The 21,490-nt window shown below is 70.3% G+C and carries 25 protein-coding genes; 11 read left to right on the forward strand and 14 right to left on the reverse strand.

Features of this window, described 5'->3' with window-relative positions; genetic code table 11:
- Nucleotides 1-147 precede the first annotated feature (147 nt).
- The 3 genes from IHE55_RS09165 to IHE55_RS09175 all read right to left on the reverse strand — a co-directional run bounded on the left by IHE55_RS09165 (nucleotide 148) and on the right by IHE55_RS09175 (nucleotide 1,333).
- Entirely contained in the window at nucleotides 148-297 is a 150-nt protein-coding gene (locus IHE55_RS09165; RefSeq protein ID WP_197988576.1) for a hypothetical protein, read from the reverse strand.
- 78 nt (nucleotides 298-375) lie between these two features.
- A complete protein-coding gene (locus IHE55_RS09170; protein WP_197988577.1) occupies nucleotides 376-726 on the reverse strand; it encodes an HNH endonuclease in 351 nt (116 codons plus the stop codon).
- A 196-nt stretch (nucleotides 727-922) separates the two neighbouring features.
- Complete coding sequence (locus tag IHE55_RS09175; RefSeq protein ID WP_197988578.1) at nucleotides 923-1,333, reverse strand: hypothetical protein; 411 nt, start codon at nucleotides 1,331-1,333, stop codon at nucleotides 923-925.
- Between the two features lie 98 nt (nucleotides 1,334-1,431).
- On the opposite strand from IHE55_RS09175, the gene IHE55_RS09180 reads away from it, so the two are divergent.
- From IHE55_RS09180 to IHE55_RS09195, 4 genes are all read left to right on the forward strand, one after another.
- A complete protein-coding gene (locus IHE55_RS09180; RefSeq protein ID WP_197988579.1) occupies nucleotides 1,432-2,202 on the forward strand; it encodes a transposase in 771 nt (256 codons plus the stop codon).
- A gap of 245 nt (nucleotides 2,203-2,447) precedes the next feature.
- Nucleotides 2,448-3,407 carry a hypothetical protein gene (locus tag IHE55_RS09185; protein WP_197988580.1) on the forward strand — a complete coding sequence of 320 codons (960 nt, stop codon included), beginning with the start codon at nucleotides 2,448-2,450 and terminating at the stop codon, nucleotides 3,405-3,407.
- A gap of 65 nt (nucleotides 3,408-3,472) precedes the next feature.
- On the forward strand, nucleotides 3,473-3,685 hold the full coding sequence (locus IHE55_RS09190; RefSeq protein WP_197988581.1) for a hypothetical protein: 213 nt from the start codon (nucleotides 3,473-3,475) through the stop codon (nucleotides 3,683-3,685).
- A 116-nt stretch (nucleotides 3,686-3,801) separates the two neighbouring features.
- Nucleotides 3,802-4,719 carry a hypothetical protein gene (locus IHE55_RS09195; protein ID WP_197988582.1) on the forward strand — a complete coding sequence of 306 codons (918 nt, stop codon included), beginning with the start codon at nucleotides 3,802-3,804 and terminating at the stop codon, nucleotides 4,717-4,719.
- Between the two features lie 502 nt (nucleotides 4,720-5,221).
- On the opposite strand, the gene IHE55_RS09200 is transcribed toward IHE55_RS09195, so the two are convergent.
- The 7 genes from IHE55_RS09200 to IHE55_RS09230 form a co-directional block, all read right to left on the reverse strand.
- Nucleotides 5,222-5,788, reverse strand: a complete 567-nt coding sequence (locus IHE55_RS09200) for a GNAT family N-acetyltransferase (protein WP_197988583.1) — start codon at nucleotides 5,786-5,788, stop codon at nucleotides 5,222-5,224.
- Nucleotides 5,785-6,480: a lasso peptide biosynthesis B2 protein gene (locus IHE55_RS32585; protein WP_197988584.1), complete on the reverse strand. Its 696-nt coding sequence runs from the start codon at nucleotides 6,478-6,480 to the stop codon at nucleotides 5,785-5,787. The genes IHE55_RS09200 and IHE55_RS32585 overlap by 4 nt, the downstream gene beginning before the upstream one ends.
- Nucleotides 6,405-8,108, reverse strand: coding sequence for an albusnodin/ikarugamycin family macrolactam cyclase (locus tag IHE55_RS09210; RefSeq protein ID WP_197988585.1), 1,704 nt, complete (start codon nucleotides 8,106-8,108; stop codon nucleotides 6,405-6,407). The genes IHE55_RS32585 and IHE55_RS09210 overlap by 76 nt, the downstream gene beginning before the upstream one ends.
- Before the next feature lie 75 nt (nucleotides 8,109-8,183).
- Nucleotides 8,184-8,330, reverse strand: a complete 147-nt coding sequence (locus IHE55_RS09215) for an albusnodin family lasso peptide (protein ID WP_197988586.1) — start codon at nucleotides 8,328-8,330, stop codon at nucleotides 8,184-8,186.
- Nucleotides 8,331-8,444: 114 nt separating this feature from the next.
- Nucleotides 8,445-8,612 carry a hypothetical protein gene (locus tag IHE55_RS09220; RefSeq protein ID WP_197988587.1) on the reverse strand — a complete coding sequence of 56 codons (168 nt, stop codon included), beginning with the start codon at nucleotides 8,610-8,612 and terminating at the stop codon, nucleotides 8,445-8,447.
- 49 nt (nucleotides 8,613-8,661) lie between these two features.
- Nucleotides 8,662-8,808: a hypothetical protein gene (locus IHE55_RS09225; RefSeq protein ID WP_197988588.1), complete on the reverse strand. Its 147-nt coding sequence runs from the start codon at nucleotides 8,806-8,808 to the stop codon at nucleotides 8,662-8,664.
- A 178-nt stretch (nucleotides 8,809-8,986) separates the two neighbouring features.
- Nucleotides 8,987-9,436: a hypothetical protein gene (locus tag IHE55_RS09230; protein ID WP_197988589.1), complete on the reverse strand. Its 450-nt coding sequence runs from the start codon at nucleotides 9,434-9,436 to the stop codon at nucleotides 8,987-8,989.
- Nucleotides 9,437-9,559: 123 nt separating this feature from the next.
- Between IHE55_RS09230 and IHE55_RS09235 the strand changes: the two genes are divergently transcribed.
- Complete coding sequence (locus tag IHE55_RS09235) at nucleotides 9,560-10,903, forward strand: NsdA family TPR-like regulatory protein (RefSeq protein ID WP_307826585.1); 1,344 nt, start codon at nucleotides 9,560-9,562, stop codon at nucleotides 10,901-10,903.
- A gap of 618 nt (nucleotides 10,904-11,521) precedes the next feature.
- Nucleotides 11,522-11,917: a hypothetical protein gene (locus tag IHE55_RS09240; protein ID WP_197988591.1), complete on the forward strand. Its 396-nt coding sequence runs from the start codon at nucleotides 11,522-11,524 to the stop codon at nucleotides 11,915-11,917.
- A gap of 361 nt (nucleotides 11,918-12,278) precedes the next feature.
- Here the strand turns inward: IHE55_RS09240 and IHE55_RS09245 are convergent, their stop codons facing one another.
- Nucleotides 12,279-13,505 (reverse strand): MFS transporter, encoded by a 1,227-nt coding sequence (locus IHE55_RS09245; protein WP_197988592.1) that lies wholly within the window; start codon nucleotides 13,503-13,505, stop codon nucleotides 12,279-12,281.
- Nucleotides 13,506-13,713: 208 nt separating this feature from the next.
- On the opposite strand from IHE55_RS09245, the gene IHE55_RS09250 reads away from it, so the two are divergent.
- On the forward strand, nucleotides 13,714-14,658 hold the full coding sequence (locus IHE55_RS09250) for an NADP-dependent oxidoreductase (protein ID WP_197988593.1): 945 nt from the start codon (nucleotides 13,714-13,716) through the stop codon (nucleotides 14,656-14,658).
- A gap of 128 nt (nucleotides 14,659-14,786) precedes the next feature.
- Here IHE55_RS09250 and IHE55_RS09255 read toward each other — a convergent pair whose 3' ends face one another.
- A complete protein-coding gene (locus IHE55_RS09255; protein WP_197988594.1) occupies nucleotides 14,787-16,934 on the reverse strand; it encodes a winged helix-turn-helix domain-containing protein in 2,148 nt (715 codons plus the stop codon).
- A 198-nt stretch (nucleotides 16,935-17,132) separates the two neighbouring features.
- Nucleotides 17,133-17,747: a TetR-like C-terminal domain-containing protein gene (locus IHE55_RS09260; protein WP_197991887.1), complete on the reverse strand. Its 615-nt coding sequence runs from the start codon at nucleotides 17,745-17,747 to the stop codon at nucleotides 17,133-17,135.
- Between the two features lie 355 nt (nucleotides 17,748-18,102).
- On the opposite strand from IHE55_RS09260, the gene crcB (IHE55_RS09265) reads away from it, so the two are divergent.
- The 3 genes from crcB (IHE55_RS09265) to crcB (IHE55_RS09275) are packed head-to-tail and all read left to right on the forward strand — an operon-like array spanning nucleotide 18,103 to nucleotide 19,495.
- The gene (crcB, locus tag IHE55_RS09265; protein ID WP_372442645.1) at nucleotides 18,103-18,609 is read left to right on the forward strand and encodes a fluoride efflux transporter CrcB; all 507 of its coding nucleotides are present in this window, start codon (nucleotides 18,103-18,105) and stop codon (nucleotides 18,607-18,609) included.
- Nucleotides 18,606-19,124, forward strand: coding sequence for a DUF190 domain-containing protein (locus IHE55_RS33045; RefSeq protein WP_197988595.1), 519 nt, complete (start codon nucleotides 18,606-18,608; stop codon nucleotides 19,122-19,124). Before crcB (IHE55_RS09265) ends, IHE55_RS33045 begins: the two co-directional genes overlap by 4 nt.
- Nucleotides 19,121-19,495 carry a fluoride efflux transporter CrcB gene (gene crcB / locus IHE55_RS09275; RefSeq protein WP_197988596.1) on the forward strand — a complete coding sequence of 125 codons (375 nt, stop codon included), beginning with the start codon at nucleotides 19,121-19,123 and terminating at the stop codon, nucleotides 19,493-19,495. The genes IHE55_RS33045 and crcB (IHE55_RS09275) overlap by 4 nt, the downstream gene beginning before the upstream one ends.
- A 245-nt stretch (nucleotides 19,496-19,740) precedes the next feature.
- On the opposite strand, the gene IHE55_RS09280 is transcribed toward crcB (IHE55_RS09275), so the two are convergent.
- Entirely contained in the window at nucleotides 19,741-20,691 is a 951-nt protein-coding gene (locus IHE55_RS09280; protein ID WP_197988597.1) for a LysR family transcriptional regulator, read from the reverse strand.
- 92 nt (nucleotides 20,692-20,783) lie between these two features.
- Here IHE55_RS09280 and IHE55_RS09285 point away from each other — a divergent pair, with 92 nt between their 5' ends.
- The gene (locus tag IHE55_RS09285; protein WP_197988598.1) at nucleotides 20,784-21,488 is read left to right on the forward strand and encodes a succinate dehydrogenase cytochrome b subunit; all 705 of its coding nucleotides are present in this window, start codon (nucleotides 20,784-20,786) and stop codon (nucleotides 21,486-21,488) included.
- Nucleotides 21,489-21,490 lie beyond the last annotated feature (2 nt).

Genomic DNA, 21,490 nt, shown 5'->3' on the forward strand with positions numbered 1-21,490 from the left:
CCGTGATCGCCGGGCATTGCTTGAAGAATGGCATCGTGAGCGCGCCCGCAGGAACAGAGAGATCGAAAAGTAGAGCGCCCGACTGTTGCGGTCTTGCAGTCCGACAAGGGAGCAAGACCGCAACAACCTGGGGCGCCAACGGTGCTACTACCACCCCCGCTCGAACCGGCTCAACGTCTCCAGCACGCGCAGCGCGCGCCCCCGAACTGCGGGGTCGGGATGAGAGACAGCCACCAAGGCAAGAGCGCTCGCCAGCGCTGTGAACGGGACAACGGCGTTGAATGCGATCAGGTCCATGCGCGTATGGGAACAATCAGCGGCGATGCGTGGGGATTGCGGGCCGTTGCCTGTAGACAACCCGCCCCCTGTGGATAACTAGAGCCTTCCGCGGGCGGCAACCGCCCCGGACTCGGTGCCGGTCTTGAGCTGGTGGTCGCGACACAGCACTTGAACGTTGCCGTCCACGTCTTCACCCCCGAGGGCGAGCGGGCGCACATGGTCCACGTCCACCGCATCCGCGGGGAAGTCGGCCAAGCACCAGTCGCACCACGCGTTTCCCCGGTCCCGGATCCGCCGGCGGAGCCGTTCCGCAGCGTCGTACCGGGCCGCTCGGCGCCTCCCGCGCTTGCGCCTGGTGCGGACACTGGTCCGACCTTCGTACGCCTGGTGGTGAGCCTTGCAGCGGCCCCGGCGCGTTGCAGGCTCGGTGCAGTCGATACAGCGCATGGGCGGCCCCCTGTTGTCGATTAGGCGACCGGATGAGCAACATGCCCATCCCCGTGGGCACGGTGCCAACGGGTATGCGGTCGCTCGTCGTCGATACGTGCCCGCCCCCGGAATCGAACCTGGAACCTTCGCGGTCTAAACGCGACGCCTCTTGCCGTTGGGCTAAGCGCTGTCCCGTAATCCGCGAGGCTGAGGGTCACGCCTTGTCCGGGTTGGCGCCGATGGCACCGGCCGAGCGAAGCGAACACCCGAGGTCTCCGGTGAGGATGCTGGGGTGGCGCCACCACCACAGGTCGGGGCCGGGCAGCCTGTGGAACTGATTGAGTGCTTGGCCGTCGTCGTCGATGGTCGCGGCCTTGTACCGCGCGTCCAAGGCTTTGATCCGCGGGGTCCAGAGCTGGACGACGTGCTCGTTCAGCAGGAGCCACGCCTCGTGCAGCCAGTTTCGGCAGCAGAGGTCGTTGGTGTACTCGTAGATGTCGTCGCCGTAGCCGCGCTCGATGGCGCTGATCAGGGCGGCCCACGCGTTCACCCTTTCAGCGACCGTGAACGCCGTCCGCCAGCCGCGCTGGTGCAACAGCTCTCCCACCTCGGTTTCCGTAGCCACGGGCGTGAGGCTCTCATGCCGAATCCGTCCGGGCGACCGAGATGCGCCCCGTCAAAGGCTGACGGCCTCGCAGGTGATCAAAATGAGACGATCTCGCCGTGGCTGGTGTGATCACGGCGTCGGGGTCTTCCTGGATAGCCTTGTTCAGCGGGCTGAGCCCGAGGCAGTTCGGGAAGCTGTTGACCGTGCTGAGGCGCCAGGGTGCGGACGCGGTCCGCAAGGGCCGGCCGTGGAGCCTTCCGCTGGAGGACCGTGCCCTGCTGGTCGCGGCGTACTGGCGCACGAACCTGACCATGCGGCAGCTCGCGCCGCTGTTTAGGGTGTCGAAGTCGGCGGCGGCCCGGATCACCGACCATCTCGGGCCGATGCTCGCGCTCCAGACCCGCAAGCGGTTCGCCAAGGACGCCGTGCTCATCGTGGACGGCACCCTGGTCCCCACCCGGGACCACACCATCGCCGAGCGGTCGAAGAACTACCGGTACTCCACCAACCACCAGGTCGTCATCGACGCCGACACCCGCCTGGTCGTCGTGGTCGGACGGCCGCTCGCCGGCAACCGCAACGACTGCAGGGCATGGGAGGAATCCGGCGCCAAGGCTGCCGTGGGCAACACCGTTACGATCGCGGACGGCGGCTACCCGGGCACCGGACTCGTCATCCCGCACCGCCGCGAGCGCGGCCAGGCGGAACTCCCGGCCTGGAAAGAGGAACACAACAAGGCCCACAAGCAGGTCCGCGCCCGTGTCGAGCACGTCTTCGCCCGGATGAAGACCTGGAAGATCCTCCGCGACTGCCGCCTCAAGGGCGACGGTGTCCACCACGCCATGCTCGGCATCGCCCGGATGCACAACCTCGCCCTCGCCGGGTAGGTCAACGGGCCGAACAGCCACCTTGCTTGAGGCGACCCGGAGATCATTTACGGGACAGCCCTTAGGTGCCGGAGACGGTCATCTTCCTCAGTGACCGGTTCGAGGAAGATGCGCAGGCCGTCATCGAAGACGCTGTGGTGGTCGTAGCTGAACCAGGAGTCCACCACCCTGTAGCGGTCGCCGCGAAGGAGCACGGGACGGAAGGCGCTACTTCCTGGTCGTAGCAATCTGGCAGGGTGTGGCGTGTGACAAGCCAAGACGATACGAGCAGGGACGGCGAGGCCTGGGCGATGGATATCCTCGCCCAGTTGCGCCAAGGCAAACAGGAGGCACATGCGCGTCGCGACGCGCTTGCGGCAGCGGTCGACGAAATAGCCGACGGTTTCACGCAACTGGGCCTCAAGCCTTGGAAACCGGAGCGTAAGAGCCCGGCGCGAGAGGACATGAAGGTCCCGGACGTCATGCTCGGGGACCGCGCTGAACCAGCCGCAACGGTTCTCCGGTATGAATCAGCGGTCAACATCCTCAGCGCTGCCGATCAGCTTCGGGGTTTCGCCGTCTTGCTTCGTGCAGAGAAATCTCTGATGGGCGCGGTCTCGGTCGCGCGTGGTGTCTTCGAGGCGTGCCTGTGGGCCACAGCGGTAATCGACCCGACCATCAGCCCTGACGAACGCCTGCAACGTGCCCTGACGCGTCGCCTCGCACGACTCTCGGCAGGTATCCGTCTCAGGAAAATGCTCGGCGGCGATACCGATGCCGACCAGCTCGTTGAGAACAACGGCGACCTGGATGACGCGCACGGGACCAACCGTGATCCTGTGAAGGATATCAGCGACATCTTGGCTTACGCCAAGGACCGGGGCTGGTCTGTGAAGAGGGGCCGTCGCACCCCCGAGATCACACCCCTTTCGATTGACTGGCTCAGCGAGAACCTTGAGCGCCGTATCGGCATCGAGGGGTACGCCTGGACGAGCGGCTCGTCGATGGCTCACGGCGAGCATGCTGCCGACACGGCGGTGTGGGTTGAACTGTCCCAGGACATCGGCACAGCTCCGGCATGGTTGATCCAGTTGTGGTCGAACGGTGCTTGGGCGGGACCGCGTCTCTTCCTTGCAACGCACGCCGCCTACACAGGGAAGGGCAGCCTGCGCCGCGAGTATCAGCGGTTCGAAGAGTTGTTCTTGAGCGGGGTCGGCAAGAGCTGAGGCCGCTACGCCCGCCGTCCTAGCTGCACCGAGTGCAAGGCAGCGTTCCTGGAGATCCATACAGCATGCCCTCATGCACGTACGAGCGGTGGCATGCGGTGGAGTGCACTCGCTGGGACGCCCTCCCTCCCAAGGCCCGTCCGACCCTGTGCGGGGACTGCGACCAGCGACATGGGACCGACTGGGAGGAAGCCTGGCCGAACGCGACGCGCCAGGAGCAGCAGCCGGCCGTGTCGGAACAGAAGGCCACCGGCTGGCTTTCGCGCCTGCGCCGCTGAGCTGGGCACGCCTCCCGACCAGCCGCGCTCCTCGTCTGGCAACCAGCCCGGCGAATTGGATGGATACGACGGAGAAGGCACGTCATGCTGGAAGCGATCGATGCGAGGGGGGAAGCGTGAGCCGCAGGCAGACGGAAACTCTTGACGAGAAGCACCAGCGCTTGCTGGAGGCTTTCGTGTTGAGGGCCCGCAGGGTGGAGGAGCATTCGCTGGCCGCCGACTGGGACGCCCTTGTCGAGCTGACCCGCATGAGCATCAACGTCCGTGTCGACCGCGGTGAGGTCCGGATCTCGTACGAGCTTCCGCCCGAGGAAGTGGTCGAATCTGCGGCAGCGCGTATCAGGCCAATTCTGCTGGAGCAGGAGGACTGTTTTCACATGAAGGCGCTCTCGGCTCTGGGCTACATCTGTCGAGCAGCGCCACAAGATGCGGCGTGGATACGGGCCGCACGCGCTGAGTGGCGGACACGGGTAAGCCCCTCCACGCCTGACGAGTCCGGCTATTGGGTCATGGTCGCTGACACGTCTACGGGCGAAGAGCGTGACCTCGATGCGCATGGGCTGGCCATGGCCTGGATCTACGGAGACGTGGTGCATCACGATCCGGAGCGACGCAAAGAAGGCGACACCTTCGGACTGCGCGATCGGTTTCGCGCCGCTGTGCCCCTGGTGGCTTGGGCGATGGTCGGCACGATCGAACTCCTGAATTTCGTCCGGGCACTGAACGAGGCCGGGATGCTGGAACTTCGACAGGAAGTGTTCGACGAGCAGGTCGCCCTGAAGTCGACCGTGTGGGAAGAACGTGCCGAGATGTACTACGCACCCATCGGCGCTGAGCGACCCTCGCACGCGAACTCTCCCCTGCCGGAGGGGTGGCTCTCTCTGAGCAAGGCATCTGACCTGTCGGTCTTCCGTCACCGCATTACGGGACAACCCTTAGGCGGGCTGGTCGTCACCCGAGCCGGCGAGCCGGTCGGACAACGTGGGGACTGCACGGCTTCAACCCCGTTCGGCACCCCGAGGGGTGGTTACTGATGGGCGGTGCAGTCCCCGCGCTCTGCCTCACGACTCCGGCAGACCACCCCGAGCAACGCGGGGTGCGTGGTGCACGGGCAAAGCTGGTGAGAGTCGGGCTCTCGGTCCGCCGAGCGTCCCCGTGTTGGGTGGGTGCCCGGTAACCCGCTCTCACTGTGTTGTGGAGAGCAGTGAATTCCCGGGCCCACTGGTGACCGCTGCGGTGTTCGCTGCCCTCTCACTGTCTTGTGGAGAGCACCGGATTCGCTGCCCATGACGCCATGACGGTTGAGTGGCCGGTCTTGGTTTCTCCTTATTTTTTGTTGCGGATAAAAAAGACCCTCTAACCGTCATTCCGTCATGGCTCTGCCCGCTGATCGTCCGTGGGGGGTGCCGGACGGGCCCGGGAACCGGCTGCGGCGGGACCACCTCCCGTTGCTCTTGCGTGCGGGGGACGGCCCCGGCTTGAGCTTCGGGACACTCGCCGACCGGGAACCGGGCACACTCGTGGACGCCTGGAGGTTCAGCCGCTGAGAGTGGCCTTTACGGCAGACGGACCGCAGAAGTCCTCGGGTAGCGCGTCCATGATCAGTTCGTCCACGGGCTTGCCCAGCCAGAATCCTGACTGCCGGAGCCGACCGGACGGGCGGAACCCTGCCTTCTCGTACGCCGCGATGCCGGCCCGGTTGGGCTCCAGCACCTTGAGCCACACCATGCGCAGGTGTGCCAGGTGGAATGCCCAGTCCAGTGTGAGCCGAGCCGCTTCCGTGGCATACCCCTTACCACGTTCCTCGGGAGCGAGGACGATCACGAACTCGGCTGTGCGCACGTAGGTGTTGACTTCCAGGATCGTCATTCCCACGGGCCTGATGTCCTCCAGCCGCACCACCTCGAACTGCTGGAAGCGCTCATTGCTCCGCTGGCGCTCGTACCCGGCGGCGCGAACCTCCCACGACTGAGCCCACTGATTGCCGTACCCGAGGATGGTGCGCGCGTCGTTCTCCCACTTGTGGTACTCGGGCAACATGTCCTGTCGGGGCATGCCCAGCGCGAGATCTTCGCCGGCAAGAAGGATGTGTGGGTCACTCACGGTCGTGCTCCTCTTTCGACCCTTGCCGGGCCGGGTCCGTCTGGTGTGTAGGTGGGGGTGTAGAGAGCCGTATCCGCCGGTTCCTCAACCGGTCTCCCTTCCGGGTCGGCGATCCAGGCGTGCAGCCGTACCGGGTCGATGGCTACGCCGTGCCGCCATTCGGCGCGGCGACGGACCGCCGTCAGCAGAAGTGCGGCAGCAGCAGAGTCCTCCAGACATGCCCAGCGCATCGGCAACAGCCGTGCAGCCCGGCGAACCGCGCGCACAGCGTAGCGGGCTTGAGACGCTGTGGCCGGTGGCAAATCGCGCCCCGTACAGGCGAGCCGCACGAGCCGCGAGAACCTGTTCCGGCGTGGACCGGCTGCCCGTACCGCGGCGGTGGCGAACACGACCGGAACGGCCGCGATCCACCATCTCATCGGTATGGGAGCGGGCTCCGGAAGTACGGCCTGCTGTTCGAATGTCCCCCACGAAAGGGATGCCTCGGGAAGCCTTACGACCATCTCCCCCATGGCTGCGGCCTCGTCCGAAGCGGGGCGCAACTCGGTCCGGCCCGTGTCGTAGTCGATCAGGACACAGGCATGGGCAGCACGGGCGATGACAGTGTTTGTTCGGCTCACGGAGCACCCGCCGGGGCTGCCGGGGTCTGCGTCCACACGGTCCCGGGTGCGCGCTCGACTGCCTCTAGCCATGCTTCGGCAGAGACAGCGGCCAGCAACGGGGGCCAGACCGTTTGTGCACCGAGCGCCGCCGCGTGTATCGCAGCACGGAGTGGCACGGGATTGACGATGCCAAGGGCCGCCAGGCGCCCGTCCGCCAGTCCGATCACGCGCCGCAGGTTGACGCGTAGTCCCTGGTGGAAGTCGCCGACGAACAGCCCCTTGGCGGCCCGCTTGCGATGCGCCTCGGGCAGCAGATCCGCGAAGGTGCCCGCAAGCATCGGCTTGTACCGGCGCGCCGAGTACCGCTGCTCGACGGGGGCCGAGACCACAGCATCCAGTACGGCCCCGTCGAAGTACGGGTTGTGCAGCGCCACACCGAGCGCATCCGCGAGCTGTATTTCGGCGAACGCCGACCGCGCCACGGTCCGCAGCGACGTGACGAACGCCGTATCGGGGTCGGTGCCTGCGGGAGTGTGCACCTCCGGTACGGGGACGTTGAGCCACGCGGGACGGGGCCGTACCGAGCGTCCGATGTGGGCCGCGTTGCCCCGGAGGGCAGCAGTGATCAGCGGAAGCGGGCTCTGCCGACGTAACCGCGCCCAGTCCATGGCGTCCCCGAGCATCCGCAACCAGTGTCCTCGGCACGCGAGACGTGCAAGGTGGGTCGGGGCAGACAGGAACAGATTGTCCCCACCGTCTCCGGTCAGGTGGCAGACAGAACCCGCGGCGGCCATCACCCTGAGCTGACCGGAGAACATCGACCACACGGGCGTGGACGGAGCCGGCTCGTCCGTTGCGGGCAGCACCGCATCCGTCGCGGAGAACGGCAGATGCCGAACACCGAGCGGGAACAACATACGGGCCAGTCCTGGAACGGCGAGCGCCCGGGCGTATTCCACATCTCCGCCGTCGGTCACGCCGATGGGGTGGAGCGTCACGCCCGTGATGGGCCCGTACCGCGCAGCGAGCAACGTCACCGTAGTGGAGTCCATCCCTGCGAGATCCGTGGTCGCCAACACCCCTTCCACTCGCACTCGGACCCCCTCCCCGAGCGCGCGCCGAAGTGCCACGGACGCTCTGTCAGGGGTCCGTCTCGCCGGACTCCACCACGGCGACAGCGACATTCCACCCTCGGCGCCGAGCGTCAGCAGATGCCCGGCGGGTACAGGCGAAACGCCCGCCCATGCGCTACGGCCCGGGGCGGGCGCGTACTTCTCCCGCAGGTACGTAGCAAGCCATTCGACATCCACGTTCCCCCCGGCGAGCGGGGACAGCCCGTAGGAGCTGGACCCCCATACCACCCCGCCGGGGGTGCTCACCGTATAGAGCGGGGACGATGCCGCCGTATCGGCGAGCACTTCCACGCCACCCCGCACACGCGTACGCACCACCGTGTGCGAGCCCGCCCACGAACTGGCCACCGTCGCCAGATCGGGGCACGACAAGGCACGGGCGAGATCCCGTTCGGAAGCCGAGCACGGGCCGAGAGCGGCGATCCGTGCGTTGCCGAGTTCCACGGTCCGTATGTGTGCCGGTTCCCAGTCACCACAGACCCACAGGGCGGGGTCACGCCAGAGCAGCCGTGCGCCTACAGGGGTCGCGGCGGTTCGGCTGCCTGGTGCGCATCCGCCGTACCACCGCGCTGTGCGTTCTGCCATCTCAACACCTCATCCGTACCCGAGCCGGAGCGGCCCCCGTGGGATTTACTCCCGCCAGGGGCCGCCTTGATGCGATCAGTCGTACGGGGTCTGCTTCGACTCAGTGCTGTCCTGGTCGCTACCACGCGTCAGCGTGGCAGCGTCGCCCAGGACGATGACCGAAGGACCGGCAAGGGGATCTGCATCCCTTGCCGTTTCCTCAGCGGTGTGCCGCTGCGACATGCGTTGTTCCTCCTTTCCATATCAGACGGGCCAAATGCACCCCTCAGCACCGTGGAAGTGCGCAACTGCGTGCGAGGGGACAACTGGGCAGGGGCCTTACGCGGAACACGGAAATCAGCGACGGGAGACCGTGACGCGACGTTTGATGGTGACGGCCACGTAGTCGCCGACGGTGCACGAGGTCCGGTCGGTGAAGACGATGTGCTTGCCGCCGCTGGTGGTGAACAGGTCCCGCACCTCGCGGAACTCCCCGTCCCACTCCACCAGGTCCGTTCGCCTCACTTCCCTGGCCGTGACCGTGCTCCTCACGCGGACGGCATTGCCGGGCGGGTCACCGGTAGGGATCGGCATACCAGAACCCCCAGACGACCAGCACCACCAAAGAAGCGCACAGCGCCCAGAACGCACCGGCGCGGATGACGCGGACCGCGAACAGCGCGCGGTTTCGCAAGGTGTCCACCTGTCTTTCTCCTGTCACCACCATCTGATGGGCGTCTTCTGTCCGCCGCTGCATTCGGGACACGGGACGGTGCGCTCCCACGTGCACGTCTCGCAACCGGCGAATCCGGCGCAGTCCGGGCACCACACAGTCCGATGACCGGTACACCAGCCGCAGTGCGCGGCGGGCCGGTCCTCCGGCTCGCGGGGTGGCCGGTTCATTGGCGGCGCGTCACCAGCTGCACCTGGTGGCGGTTCACCGCGATCCGGAACTCCAGCCGTTCCCGCTCGGTGGATTCGCGGTAGACCGTCGTGTCCCACAGCTCCCCACCGTCCGCGGGCGCCAGTGTCAGCGCGCCTCTCTCGCTGTCCCACCCGACCACCTTCCCGACATCCATCGTGCGCGTGTCGGTCACCAGCACTCCGGGGGCGGGCACGGGGCGGAGCCGTTGCCCTTCCGACTCCAGCCCCTTGGCGATCAGGTCGGCGAGCCGCCGGGTGTCGGCGACCGTGGCGCTGCCCAACTCGATCCGGGGCGTGGGCGAGGCGTACGCGATGCTCCGCCCGGTCGCCAGGTACGGCAGCGCGACCCCGGCCGTGGCGACCACACGCCGTATCCGTGCCTCGGCTGCCCTGGCTTCGCACACAGCGTCTTCCCACGTGGTCATGGGCCCCTCCCTGAGCGGGTGATCCTTCCTCGCACTAGGCAACCGCGTGACTACGGAGCGCGCTACGGTTGAGGTGGCAGCGGAAGTTAAAAGCGCTAAAAGCGGCGAGAGTTGGGGGGCACCGTGCCCGAGCCGAACCAGGACCTCCAGCGCCTTCTCACGGAAACGGGCTGGACACAGCGTCAGTTTGCGCAGAGCGTGAACCGTGTCGCCACCGAGCGCGCGACTCCCCGGACGTACAGCGGGCCCACCGTGGCTCAGTGGCTGCGTGGGCACACCCCACGAGTGGATGCGCGCCCCCTGATCCTTGAAGCTCTGTCCCGCCGGCTCGGGCGACCGGTCATGCACGCCGAGGCGGGATTCCCCGCACCCGCCGATGACTCGAACGGCCATCCGGGCACCAGTACCGTTGAGGGTCTGGTTGATCTCGGGAGGCAAGACGTGGTGGATCCGTCCCGTAGAAGCATCATCGGCGCGAGTCTGTATTCCGTCGCGCTGACGATTCCGGATTGGCCCGACGTGGTGGGACGCATGGAAACGGCACAGAAGGGTGCGGTCCTCCGCATAGGGATGCCGGAAGTCCACATGGTCACCGCCATGACGGAGCGCATCTCCGAACTCGACGACCAGTTCGGCGGGCGACACGCACGGCCCATGGCCGCCGCGTTCCTGGTCAACTCGGTTGCCCCGTACCTGAAGGCCGACGCGCCCGAGTCCGTACGTAAAGCCATGATGTCGGCAGCGTCCGACCTCTGCTATCTGACGGGGTACATGGCGGTGGACGAAGGGCTGCACGGGCTCGCGCAGCGGTATTACCTGAAGGCATTGGAGCTTGCCGGCGCGGCTGAAGACCACTTGACCTACTGCACGACGTTACGTGGCATGAGCGTGCAGGCGGTTGACCTGGGTCACGGCCAAACTGCCATGCGTTTGGCAGACGCAGCGTCTGCCGCGTCTCCAGCCGCCGGCCCACGCATGCGAGCGTTCCTCGCGGGCCAACAGGCGCACGCTGCCGCGCAGACGGGGGACCACGCCCGGGCGTTGAGTTACCTACGCGAAGCCGAGACGGCAATGGACAAGGCCGAGTCCAGAGAGAGGGCGTTCGGCTCCTACGACCCGGCTGCGCTCAACTACCACACCAGCCAGGTCCGCTTTGAAATGGGGGACATGCGGGGAGCAGTCCAAGCGATGCAACAGTCGGACAGACTGCGTTACGACGTCTACCGGCGGACCCGGGTGAAGGAGCGTTTGATCCTCGCTGAGCGTCAATTGGCCATCGGCCACTTGGAAGCAGCTTGCGCCACCTGGTCCAACGCGCTGGACGACTATCCCCTTGTCCAGTCCGGACGAGCTGACCAGCGCGTAAAGAAGATGCTGAGTTTGCTACGCCCGCACCTGAAGAACCAGGTTGCACGCGCACTGTACGACCGGGCCCGAACGGTTGTACCCGTCCGCCTCCAAAGGTGACGGCCGCCCACCGTTAAGGAGTTATATGGACGACGCACTCCCCGTCTTGCGTCAACACGGGGACCGGCCAGGTACGGAATCGAACTAGGGCATTCACACTCAGGCCCGCCGAGCGGCGACACATCGAAGAATACGCCCGGACACCCGGCCGTTCGGCGCGCTTGGCAGGGACACAGGTCCACCCCTCTTACACGTGGTGATGGGCCTTACAGCGGCATCGCCACGTTGCGTGCACCCCTGCCCCACAGGACAGCGACTTGAGACATGACACATTCCATGACGCGTTTCGCCGCATTCTCGATGGAGACCCGCCAGGGAATTGCATGTGGGATGATAATATTGATTTGAATCAATGCGCCATCCGAGTGAATGCGCGTGTCGTTCACCTCTTTCCGGGAATCACCCGAATGCGCTCACCAAGACGATTGAGCATACAGCCTCCAGGCAACGACAGCATTCATTCGGTCAAGTCGCCCGCCCGGCCGATGCGGCCTGACCATCGCTGCGACACAGCATCGTAGCGCGATTACTTACCACAGAAACCATTTCCTTGCTTTTGGCCTAGCGACCTAGCACGTCTGCACCGGAACAGCCCCGACAACCGCAAAGGAAACCATCATGCCAGAAGTCGAGGAAGCCGAACGTCCGCCATTCCAGGCGAACCATCTCATGCTACGCACGGTCCGGTTCCCGGAACAGTACGGCACCAGTCAGAACGACATGATCATGGAGAAGGAGATCGCATTCAGCCCTCCTCTCGCCAACACCAAGAACGGTTTCACCGTCGAGGCTGTCCTGAAAGGCTTCAGTCTGGAGTACGGCATCGATGGCAGGCGCGGCGAATACGCCCTGGGCAAGGAAGAGGTGCGGGCAGAGATCACAGACGTCCGGGCCGATTCCGCCACGGTCAGGGTGATCGCACGCCTGCGTCCGAGGGACGCGGGTAACGCATTCACCTTCTGGGCCACTGCGCAAGTCCTCGTCATCGCTGCCGTGGCAACGGCCAGTAGCTGACCCTGTCTGGGAGCCTGCGGCTCCGAATCCCGCCACCGTGCCCGGCGCTACCTCTGCACCAAGGAGCGGCGGGGCATGGTGGCCAACCTTCGCGTATGAGGCGCACTGCAGGTCGTCACCTGAGCCGGCGGGTTGGTTCGGATGATGTGGGGACTGTACGGCTTCAACCCCGTTCGGCACCCTCAGGGGTGGCCACTGGTGGGGGTGCAGGGTTCGCACTCTGCCTCCAAACAACTGGCCTGGGACACAGCTCGCGCTCGGGCCGTCGTTCCCGCCCGCCTCCTGGGTTGAGCGGCCCCCACCTCAACCGAGCCGGAGTGTGTGTTCCGGGGTGAAGCGCCTGTGGGCGCGTCCCGCACCGTCAGGGCCGCTCGTCGCCGTCCGCAGCCGGGAGACGCCCGGCGAACCGCGCCCCCACCGCCAGGACCGTCAGCACCGCGGTGCAGCCGCCCAGCAGCATGACCGTGGACGGGGACGTACGGTCCAGGGCGACGCCTCCGGCGAGCGCGCCGAGGGAGATCGTGGCCTGGAAGGAGGCGGTGAACAGGACCGATGCCGCTTCCGGGGCGTGCGGCGCGCTCCTGGCGAACCAGGTCTGCGACGCGACCGGCACGGCGCCGTACGCGATGCCCCACACGACCAGCAGCACCACCGCGCCCGCCTCCCAGCGGCCCAGTACCGGGAGCAGCAGGGTCGCCGCGGCGATCAGGCCGGCCGCGAGCCCGAGGACGCCGCGCGGGTGCCGGGCCACCCAGGCGCCGCCCAGAAAGTTGCCGAGGATGCCGGCGGCGCCGTAGAGCAGGAGGAACGCCGTGATCAGCCCGCCGCCGGCGTGGGTGACCTGCTCCAGGAACGGTGTCACATAGGTGTAGGTGCCGAAGTGGGCCAGCACGATCAGGAACGTCAGCAGGAGGGCGACCCGGGTGGCGGCCCCCCGGAGCATGCCGCCGAGCACCCGCAGCCCGGTGGCCCGGGCCGGGGGAAGCGGCGGCAGGAACACGAACAGCATGACCAGGACGCCGACCGTCAGGACTCCCATGACGGTGAAGGCCGTTCGCCATCCGGCGAGGTCTCCGAGGAGGGTGCCGGCCGGCACGCCGAGGACGGACCCCAGCGGGACGGCGGAGAAGATCACCGCGGTCGCCCTGCCCACCGAGGCCGGCTCCACCAGGCGTTCGGCCAGCCCCGCACCGATCGACCAGAAGCCGCCGATCGTGATCCCGACCATGATCCGGGAGATCAGGACGAGCCAGTAGTCGCTCGCCGCCGCGGCGAGGAAGTTCGCCAGCGCCAGCAGGAGCATGAGGACGCAGAGCACCGGACGGCGGTCGAAGCGGGCCGTGGCCGTGGTGACCAGCGGCGCGGCGACCGCCGCCAGGAAGCCGGGCATCGTCATCATCAGCCCGGCCATCCCGTCCGAGACGGTGAAGTCGGAACCGATGGACGTCAGCAGGCCGATCGGCAGGATCTCGGTGGTGACGATCGCGAAGATGCCCAGCATCACCGAGAACACGGCGGGCCACCCGGCGAGCGGGGGCCGGCTGGGCAGGGGGTGGCCGCTGATGGCGGAGGTGGCGGTGGCCGGCATGGTGTTCCGTCCTGTGAAGGGCCGTGCGTTCCGCGATCAGTCCAGCAGTCCCGTCGCCGGGTGGCTGGCCGGTCCGCGACGTCACCGTTGCCCTTCACGGGTGGTGTCGCCTTTCCGCCGACGGCGGCCGGGAACGGGCGCCCGGGCAGGTGACGGTCGCGCGAGTGGCGCGTGGAATACCGTGCCCCTGCGGCCGGTTGCGACGGACATGAAGGCCATCGGTGTCCACGAATTCGGCGGTCCGGACGTTCTGCGCGTGCTGGATCTGCCTGAACCGCAGGCGGGCCCTGGTGAGGTCCGCATCCGCGTGCATGCGGCCGCCGTGAATCCGACCGATGTCCTGCTGCGTACCGGTGGTCACGCCGTCCGCATGCCCGGCCGGCGGCCTCCGTTCGTACCGGGCATGGATGCCGCCGGGGTGATCGACCAACTCGGGCCCGGGGCCGACGGCCGACTCGCCATCGGTCAGCGGGTGGTGGCGATGGTGCTGTTCACCGGTCCGCACGGCGGTGCCTACGCGGAACAGGTCGTCGTGCCCGCCGCGTCGGTGGTGCCGGCCCCGGAAGGGGCCGACTTCCCGGAGGCGTCCACCCTGCTGATGAACGCCATGACCGCGCGCCTCGCCCTGGACGTGCTGTCCGTGCCCCGGCACGGAACGGTCGCCGTGACCGGTGCCGCCGGGGCCGTGGGCGGATACGCGGTCGAGTTGGCCAAGGCCGACGGGCTGACGGTGATCGCCGACGCCGCCGGGCGGGATGTGGAGCTGGTCCGCGGTTTCGGGGCCGACCACGTCGTGGAGCGCGGGGCCGACGTCGCCGAGCGGATCCGTGCGCTGGTGCCGGAGGGGGTGGCCGGGGCGGTGGACGGATCGATGCAGACCGCCGAGATCGTGCCGGCGATCGGGGACGGTGGCGCCCTGGCCGAACTCCGGGGCTGGACGGGGCCGGCCGGGCGGGACATCCGGGTGCACCCGGCGATGGTGGCCGATCGCATCGACGACACCGTCGGCCTGGACGCCCTGTGCCGCCAGGCCGAGAAGGGCGTTCTGACCTTGCGCGTCGCGGAGGTGCTGCCCGCCGCCGAAGCGGCCCGGGCGCACCGGTTGCTGGAAGGCGGCGGCCTGCGGGGGCGGGTGGTGCTGGACTTCTCCTGAGCGACGCCGCCCACCTCGCACGGTGGCGGCCGGCACAGGACGCGACGGCCGACAGCCGGCCGGGGCGGCCGACGCCGGCGGGGCGGGGCACCGTCGCTCCCGCCCGGCCGGCGCGGGGCCGGAGCCGTTCAGCCCGCCCGGCGCTGCACGATGCGGGTGACGTGCACCCGGGAGGGGCACTCCAGCTTGGTCATCACCTGGCGCAGGTGGTTGACCACCGTCCACTCGGACAGCTCCAGCGCGCGGGCCAGGGTGAACACCCGCCACAGGTGCCGCTGCCGGGCGGCGTCGCCGCCGTCCGGTGCCGCGCGGACCGCGGCCTCCAGCGCGCCGACCACCTCGGCCGGGGCGCCGCCGTGCAGGAGCAGCAGCTCCATCGCCTCCCGGGCGGCGGCGTACGCCTCCCCGGCGCGGCCCAGGTCCAGCCGTACCCGGGCCAGATCGACCAGGACCGGGGCGAGCGCGTGCGGCTCGCCCAGCGCACGCAGGTCGGCCAGTGCGCGCAGCAGTGGTTCCTCGGCGTCCGGCGCGCCGCGGGCGGCCCGTACCCGGGCCAGCACCCGCCGGGCGCCGGCCGCGCCGCGCGGGTCGCGTGCCGCGTCCAGGTCCGCCACCGCCCGCTGTGCCCGCGCCTGAGCCGTCCCGGCATCCCCCGCCTGCCGGGCCAGCTCCGCGCGGGCCACGGCGACCAGCGGCCCGCCGTGGTGTTCCGGGCCGAGTACGTCGTGGAGTGCGGCGGCGCGGGTCAGCGCCGCCTCGGCACCGCGGTGGTCGCCGCGGGCCAGCGCCCAGCGTCCGGCCGCACCCAGCGCGTCGGCCAGGGCCGCGCGCTCCCCCTCGTCCGGCACGGTCCCGGCGCCCGGGGTGCGGCCGGTCTCGCCGTCCCCCGCCGGGCCGTCCCGCCGCACCGCGGTCGCCAGGGCGGCGATGGAGCGGGCGAGGACCCCGGCCGCCTCGGGCAGCAGCCCGTGCACGGTCAGGGCCTCCTCCAGGGCGAGGACCAGGCGCACCGCCTCGGCGTGCCGGCCGTCCCGCTGGAGGCGCCGGACCGCGGCGCGGACGTCGGGCATCCGGGCCGGGACCAGGGCCAGCCAGCGGGCCCGCTCGTCCGGGGCGCGCAGGCCCTGCCCGGCGGCGGTGGCGAACCGCAGGTAGTGGTCGGTGTGGCGGGCGTACGCCGCGGCCCTCTCCTCCGGCGACCGGGCGAGCTGCCCGCGGTAGTACCGGCGTACCGCGCCGAGCAGGCGGAACTCCGGTTCGCCGGCCACCCGCCCGGCGCCCACCAGCAGGCTCCTGCGGACCAGCGCGTCCAGCCGGCACATCGCCTGCCCCCTGCTGAGGTCGCCCAGCCGCTGCACGGTGAGCAGGTCGATGGAGGTCTCGCAGACCGACAGCCGCCGCAGCAGGGTCCCCTCCCCGGCGGTGAGCGCCCGGTCCCCCCAGGCCAGCGCGCCGGGCACGGACTGGTGCCGGGCGGGCACGTCCAGCGGCCGGCCGGGACAGGGGTACTCGCCGCGCCGCAGCGCCTCCAGCAGCGCGCCGGTGCTCACCGCGCCGACCGCGCGTGCGGTCACCTCGATGGCGAGCGGCAGCCCGTCCAGTTCGGCGCAGATCTCGGCGATGTTCCGCAGTTCACCGCTGTGCCGCACGTCGTCGCGGTAGTGCGCGCCCACCCGGTCCAGGAAGAGCTGGACGGCGACCGAGCCGGCCGGGTCGCCGCCGCGGGCCGCCACCGGCAGCGGCGCCACCGGCAGCAGCTGTTCGGCGTAGACGTTGAGCGAGGAACGGCTGGTCAGCAGCGTCCGCAGACCGGGGCAGCGGTCCAGCAGGACGGCGAGGTCGGCGGCGAGCACCGGGGCCACCAGATCGGCGTTGTCGAGGACCAGGAGCAGTTCCCGGCCGCCGATCAGGGCGGCGGCGGTGTCCGGGTGGCCGGCGGTGTCCGGGTGGCCGGCCCCGGCATCCCCGGCGCCCAGCGCGGTGGCCACCGCGTGCCAGGCGGCGGTCCGGGTGCCGACGGCGGCGAGGTCGGCCACCACCGTCCCGGCGGCCGGGGCCCGGCCGGCCGTGCCCGCCGCGCCGCCGGTGCGGGCCAGGACGGCGTGGACCAGGGCGCTCTTGCCGACGCCGGCCGGACCGGTGACGGTCAGCAGCCGGACGCCGGGGTCGTCCAGCAGCCGGGTCAGTTCGGCGATCTCCTGTTCCCTGCCGTGCAGCCGGGCGCCACGCGGCAGCCGCAGTTCCGGGTGGACACGTCGGTCGATGAGCTGGGTCACGACATCACTCCCCTCACATTTCCGGCGCCGAGAACGCCGGGAATGGGTAAGTACGTCAGGTCGACAGCCCGTCGGGCGCGCGCCCCCGGGCCGTCGCGGAGCGGAAACACCCGCCGCCCGCCGCGGCGCAAGGTGTTTCACAGGACCCAGGATTCGTATGGGACATGGTGCCCCACTGATGGATCGCTGGAGAACCGATCAAGATCGCGGAACCCGGGCCTCCAGGAAACTGTCCACCAGCTCCGGCACGTAGTCGTCGGGGAACTCCGCCCCCGAGAGGAGCCGGCGGAACACCAGCGGCCCCAGCAGCTGATCGATCGCCACATCGGTGTCGAGGTCCGGCGGCAGCTCGCCGCGCTCCTTCGCCTCGTCCACGATCCCGCGCAGCCCGTCGGTCCCCTTCCGGCTGCACGAGGCCAGCACCTCGGCGTACCGGGGGTCCAGCGGCGCCTGGTCGATGATCACCCGCAGCGCCCGCTCGGCCTTGGGGTTGTGCAGCATCCCGAGGAACGCCCGCAGCTCCCCGACGAGGTCCGCCCGCAGCTCCCCGGTGCGCACCACCGGCTCCACCTGGAACAGTTCGGCGAGCAGTTGCTGGATGAGCATCGCCGACTCCGGCCAGTGCCGGTACAGCGTGGTGCGGCCCACCCCGCTGCGGGCGGCCACGGAAACATGGGTCACCCCCGCCCAGCCGTTCTCGATGAGCAGATCGCTGGCGGCCGCCAGCGCCGCGGCCCGGCTGCGCTCCGCCCGGGGGTCCGGGCCGCGCCCGGCCCCGCCCCCGGAGGTCTCCCTGGTGCCGGCCTTACCCATCTCCACGCTCCCCGCTGTGAGTCCGGTACTGTGGGGCAGTTTGCGCCACAGCTGGGTCAACCATACGGCCTCACCCCACCCCCGCGGAGGTGACGGCGGTAGCCTGGTGGACCGGGAGGAGCGCAGGACACCCCTGGTCGGGCGGCGGGCCGGACGTCTCCGGACGGCCCCCGGAGGGCGAGGGCGCACGGCCCCGGACGGACGGCGGTGCACGGCCCCCGGAGGGCGAGGGCGCACGGCCCCGGACGGACGGCGGTGCACGGCCCCCGGAGGGCGAGGGCGCACGGCCCCGGACGGACGGCGGTGCACGGCCCTCGGGCGGGGCGTCGGCGCACGGCCCACGGACCGCGCGCCGGTGCACGGCCCACGGACCGCGCGTCGGCCGCGGCGCGGGACGGCAGGGACGGAACGACGGCACGGACGGACAGTGACACAGGCACGGGTGGTGATCGCGGTGGCGATCGGCGGCGGCATCGGGACGGCGGCGCGGTACGGTGCGTCCCGGCTGTGGCCGACCCCGCCGGAGGCGTTCCCGTGGACCACGTTCGCGGTCAACGCCGTCGGCTGCGCGGCGATCGGGGTGCTGCTGGTGCTGATCGTGGAGACCGGGACCGCCCATCCGCTGGTCCGCCCCTTCCTCGGCACCGGCGTGCTCGGCGGGTTCACCACCTTCTCCACCCACGCGGTGGACGTCCAGCGGCTCACCGAGGCCGGACGGACCGGGACCGCGCTGGGCTACCTCGCGGCCACCGTGCTCACCGCGCTCACCGCGGTGTGGCTGGCGGCGGTCGCCACCCGGCGCGCGGTGGCCGTCCGGCGCGCCACCGGGGCGGTCCGGACGGCGGACGGGGGCCGGCCGTGAGCGGCGTGGCCGGGCTGCGGCTGACCGTCCTGGTCCTGGAGAGCGACGTGCGGCGGCACCGGCCGCTCTACAGCGAGATCGTGCACCTCGCCCACCGGGCGGGGCTCCGCGGGGCGAGCGTCTTCCGCGGCGTCGAGGGCTTCGGGGCCTCCTCGCGCATCCACACCACCCGGTTGCTGTCGCTGAGCGAGGAGCTGCCGGTGGCGGTGGTCGTCATCGACACCGAGGAGCGCGTCCGGGCCTTCCTGCCGGAGCTGACCGGCCTCCTGGGGAACGACGGGCTGATCACGGTGGAACCGGTGGAGGTGATCACCGGCGCGGCGGACGGCCCGGAGCCGGACCCGGCCGCGGACCGGGAGCCGTTCCCCGCCGAGGGCCGGCACGGCGGCGCCGACCCGGCCCGCGGCGGCCCGGAGCCGCACCCTCCCGCGGGCCCGGACGCGACCACGGATCCGGCCGGCGACGGCCCGGAGCCGGACGACCGCCCCGGCCGCGCCCCGGGCGGTCCGTCGTGACCTGGCTGCTGGTCGTGGTGTGCGGGATGGGCGGCGCGGTGCTGCGGTACCTGGTCGACCGCGCGGTGCAGCGCCGCCACGACTCGGCCTTCCCCTGGGGCACCTTCACCGTCAATGTCACCGGCTGCCTGGTGCTCGGCCTGGTGACGGGCGCGGTGGCCGCCGCGGCCGTCCCCTCCCGGGTGCAGGTGGCGCTGGGCACCGGGTTGTGCGGCGCACTGACCACGTACTCCACGTTCTCCTACGAAACGCTCCGGCTGGCCGAGGGCGGCGCCCGGCTGCCGGCCGCCGCGAACGTGCTGGCCAGCCTGGCCGCCGGGGTGGGCGCGGCCTTCGCCGGAGTGGGCCTGGCCCGCCTCTTCTGGGGCTGACCCGCCTCCTCCTCCGGGGCCGGCCCCGCCCCTCGCCAGGGGCCCCGCGGCCAGGGTGCCGGGCCCGCCGACGGCCCCGGCCACCCGGCAGCCCCGGCGTCGGCGCACCCCGGGCCCGGAGGTCACCCCCGGGCCCGGCACCCGCGCACACCGGTCCGTAGCCCCCGAACGCCCCGGGCCCGGCATCGGGACACCCCCCGGCCGGCCCGCCCGCACACTCCTCACCGGCCCCACCGGGAACGCCCCTACGACCCCGGGCCGGCGCCCCCTCTGCCGCTCCCCGGGCCGTCCCGGGTTCCCGACGCGCCGAGGTGGCCGAGGAGCACCCGGCGCAGTTCCCGGGCGGCCCGGGTGGGGGCGACGTCCTTGCGGCGGGCGATCGCGATGGTGCGCCGCATCCCCTGGTCGGGCTCGAACGGGGTGACCCGCAGCCCGGAGCGGGCCGCCACCATGCCCGGTACCACGGCCAGCCCCAGCCCCGCCCGGACGAAGCCGAGCACGGCGTCCATCTCGCCGCCCTGCACGGTGAAGGTGGGCTCGAAGCCGGCCGCGTGGCACGCGGCGATGGTGAATTCCCGCAGGTCGTAGCCGCGCCGGAACATCACCATGGGCCGCCCGGCCAGGTCGGTGACCCTGATCCGCCCGCCCCGGTCCCCGCCCAGCGGGTCCGGGCCGTTGGGCGCGGAGACCACCACCAGGTCCTCGCCCAGCAGCTCGGTGGTGGCCAGTGCCGGGGCGCCGCCGGCCAGCGGCGTGATGATCAGCGCGAGGTCGAGCCCGCCCGCCGCCAGGGTGCGCACCAGGTCCTTGGAGCCGCCCTCGTCCACGAACAGCTCGACCCCCGGGTAGCTGCGGTGGAAGGCGCGCAGCACATCGGGGACGAGGCTGGCGCACAGGCTCGGCGGCGCCCCGAGACGGACCCGGCCCCGGCGGAGCTGGACGACCTCCTGCACCTCCCGGTGCGCGGTCTCGGTGTCGGCGAGGATCTGCCGGGCCAGCGGCAGCAGCGCCTGCCCGGCGTCGGTGAGGGTGATGTTGCCGCGCGCCCGGTGGAACAGCTCGGCGCCCAGCTCGCGTTCGAGGGCGCGGATCTGCTGGGAGAGCGACGGCTGCGCGATGTGCAGCCGTTCCGCGGCGCGGGTGAAGTGGCGGGTGTCCGCCACGGCCGCGAAGTAGCGCAGCTGATGCAGTTGCACGCCCCCATCATAGGTTCGATAGGCAGGGCCTATCGAAACGAGCCGCATCATGTCTTGGACGCATCGCTGGCGGCGTCCCTATCGTCGTGTTCATGGCACTGGCGACCCGGACGGACCGAAAGCCGTCACTCCCCCGCTCCGTATGGCGGTCCACCGTGGGCAAGAAGGCGGTGATGGCCGTCACCGGCCTGATCATGCTCGCCTACCTCTGCGCCCATCTGCTCGGCAACCTGAAGATCTTCTTCGGCCCGGAGGAGTTCAACGAGTACGGGCGGTGGCTGCGCCACGTCGGTGAGCCGTTCCTGCACCGCGAGTGGTTCCTGTGGCTGGCCCGGGTGGTGCTGGTCGCCGCGGTGGTGCTGCACGCCGTGGCCGCGTACCAGCTCAGCCGCCGCGACCTGGCCGCCCGCCCGAGCAAGTACGTCCACCAGCGGCAGCGCGCCAGCTACGCCACCCGCACCATGCGCTGGGGCGGGGTGATCCTCGGCCTGTTCATCGTCTGGCACATCCTGGACCTGACCACGCTGACGGTGAACGAGAACGCCCAGCACGGCCACCCGTACGAGAACGTGGTCGCCACCTTCTCCACCTGGTACGGCAACACCATCTACATCACCGCCATGGTCGCCCTCGGGTTCCACGTCCGGCACGGGTTCTGGAGCGCCGCCCAGACCCTGGGCGCCGGGCACCCCCGCCGCGAGCGGGCCCTCAAGCTCGTCGCCAACGGTCTGGCGGCCCTGATGACCTGCGGGTTCATCTCCATCCCCGTCGGCGTGATGACCGGAGTCGTGAACTGAAC

It is taken from the genome of Streptomyces pactum (assembly GCF_016031615.1).
Classification (GTDB): Bacteria; Actinomycetota; Actinomycetes; order Streptomycetales; family Streptomycetaceae; genus Streptomyces; species Streptomyces pactus.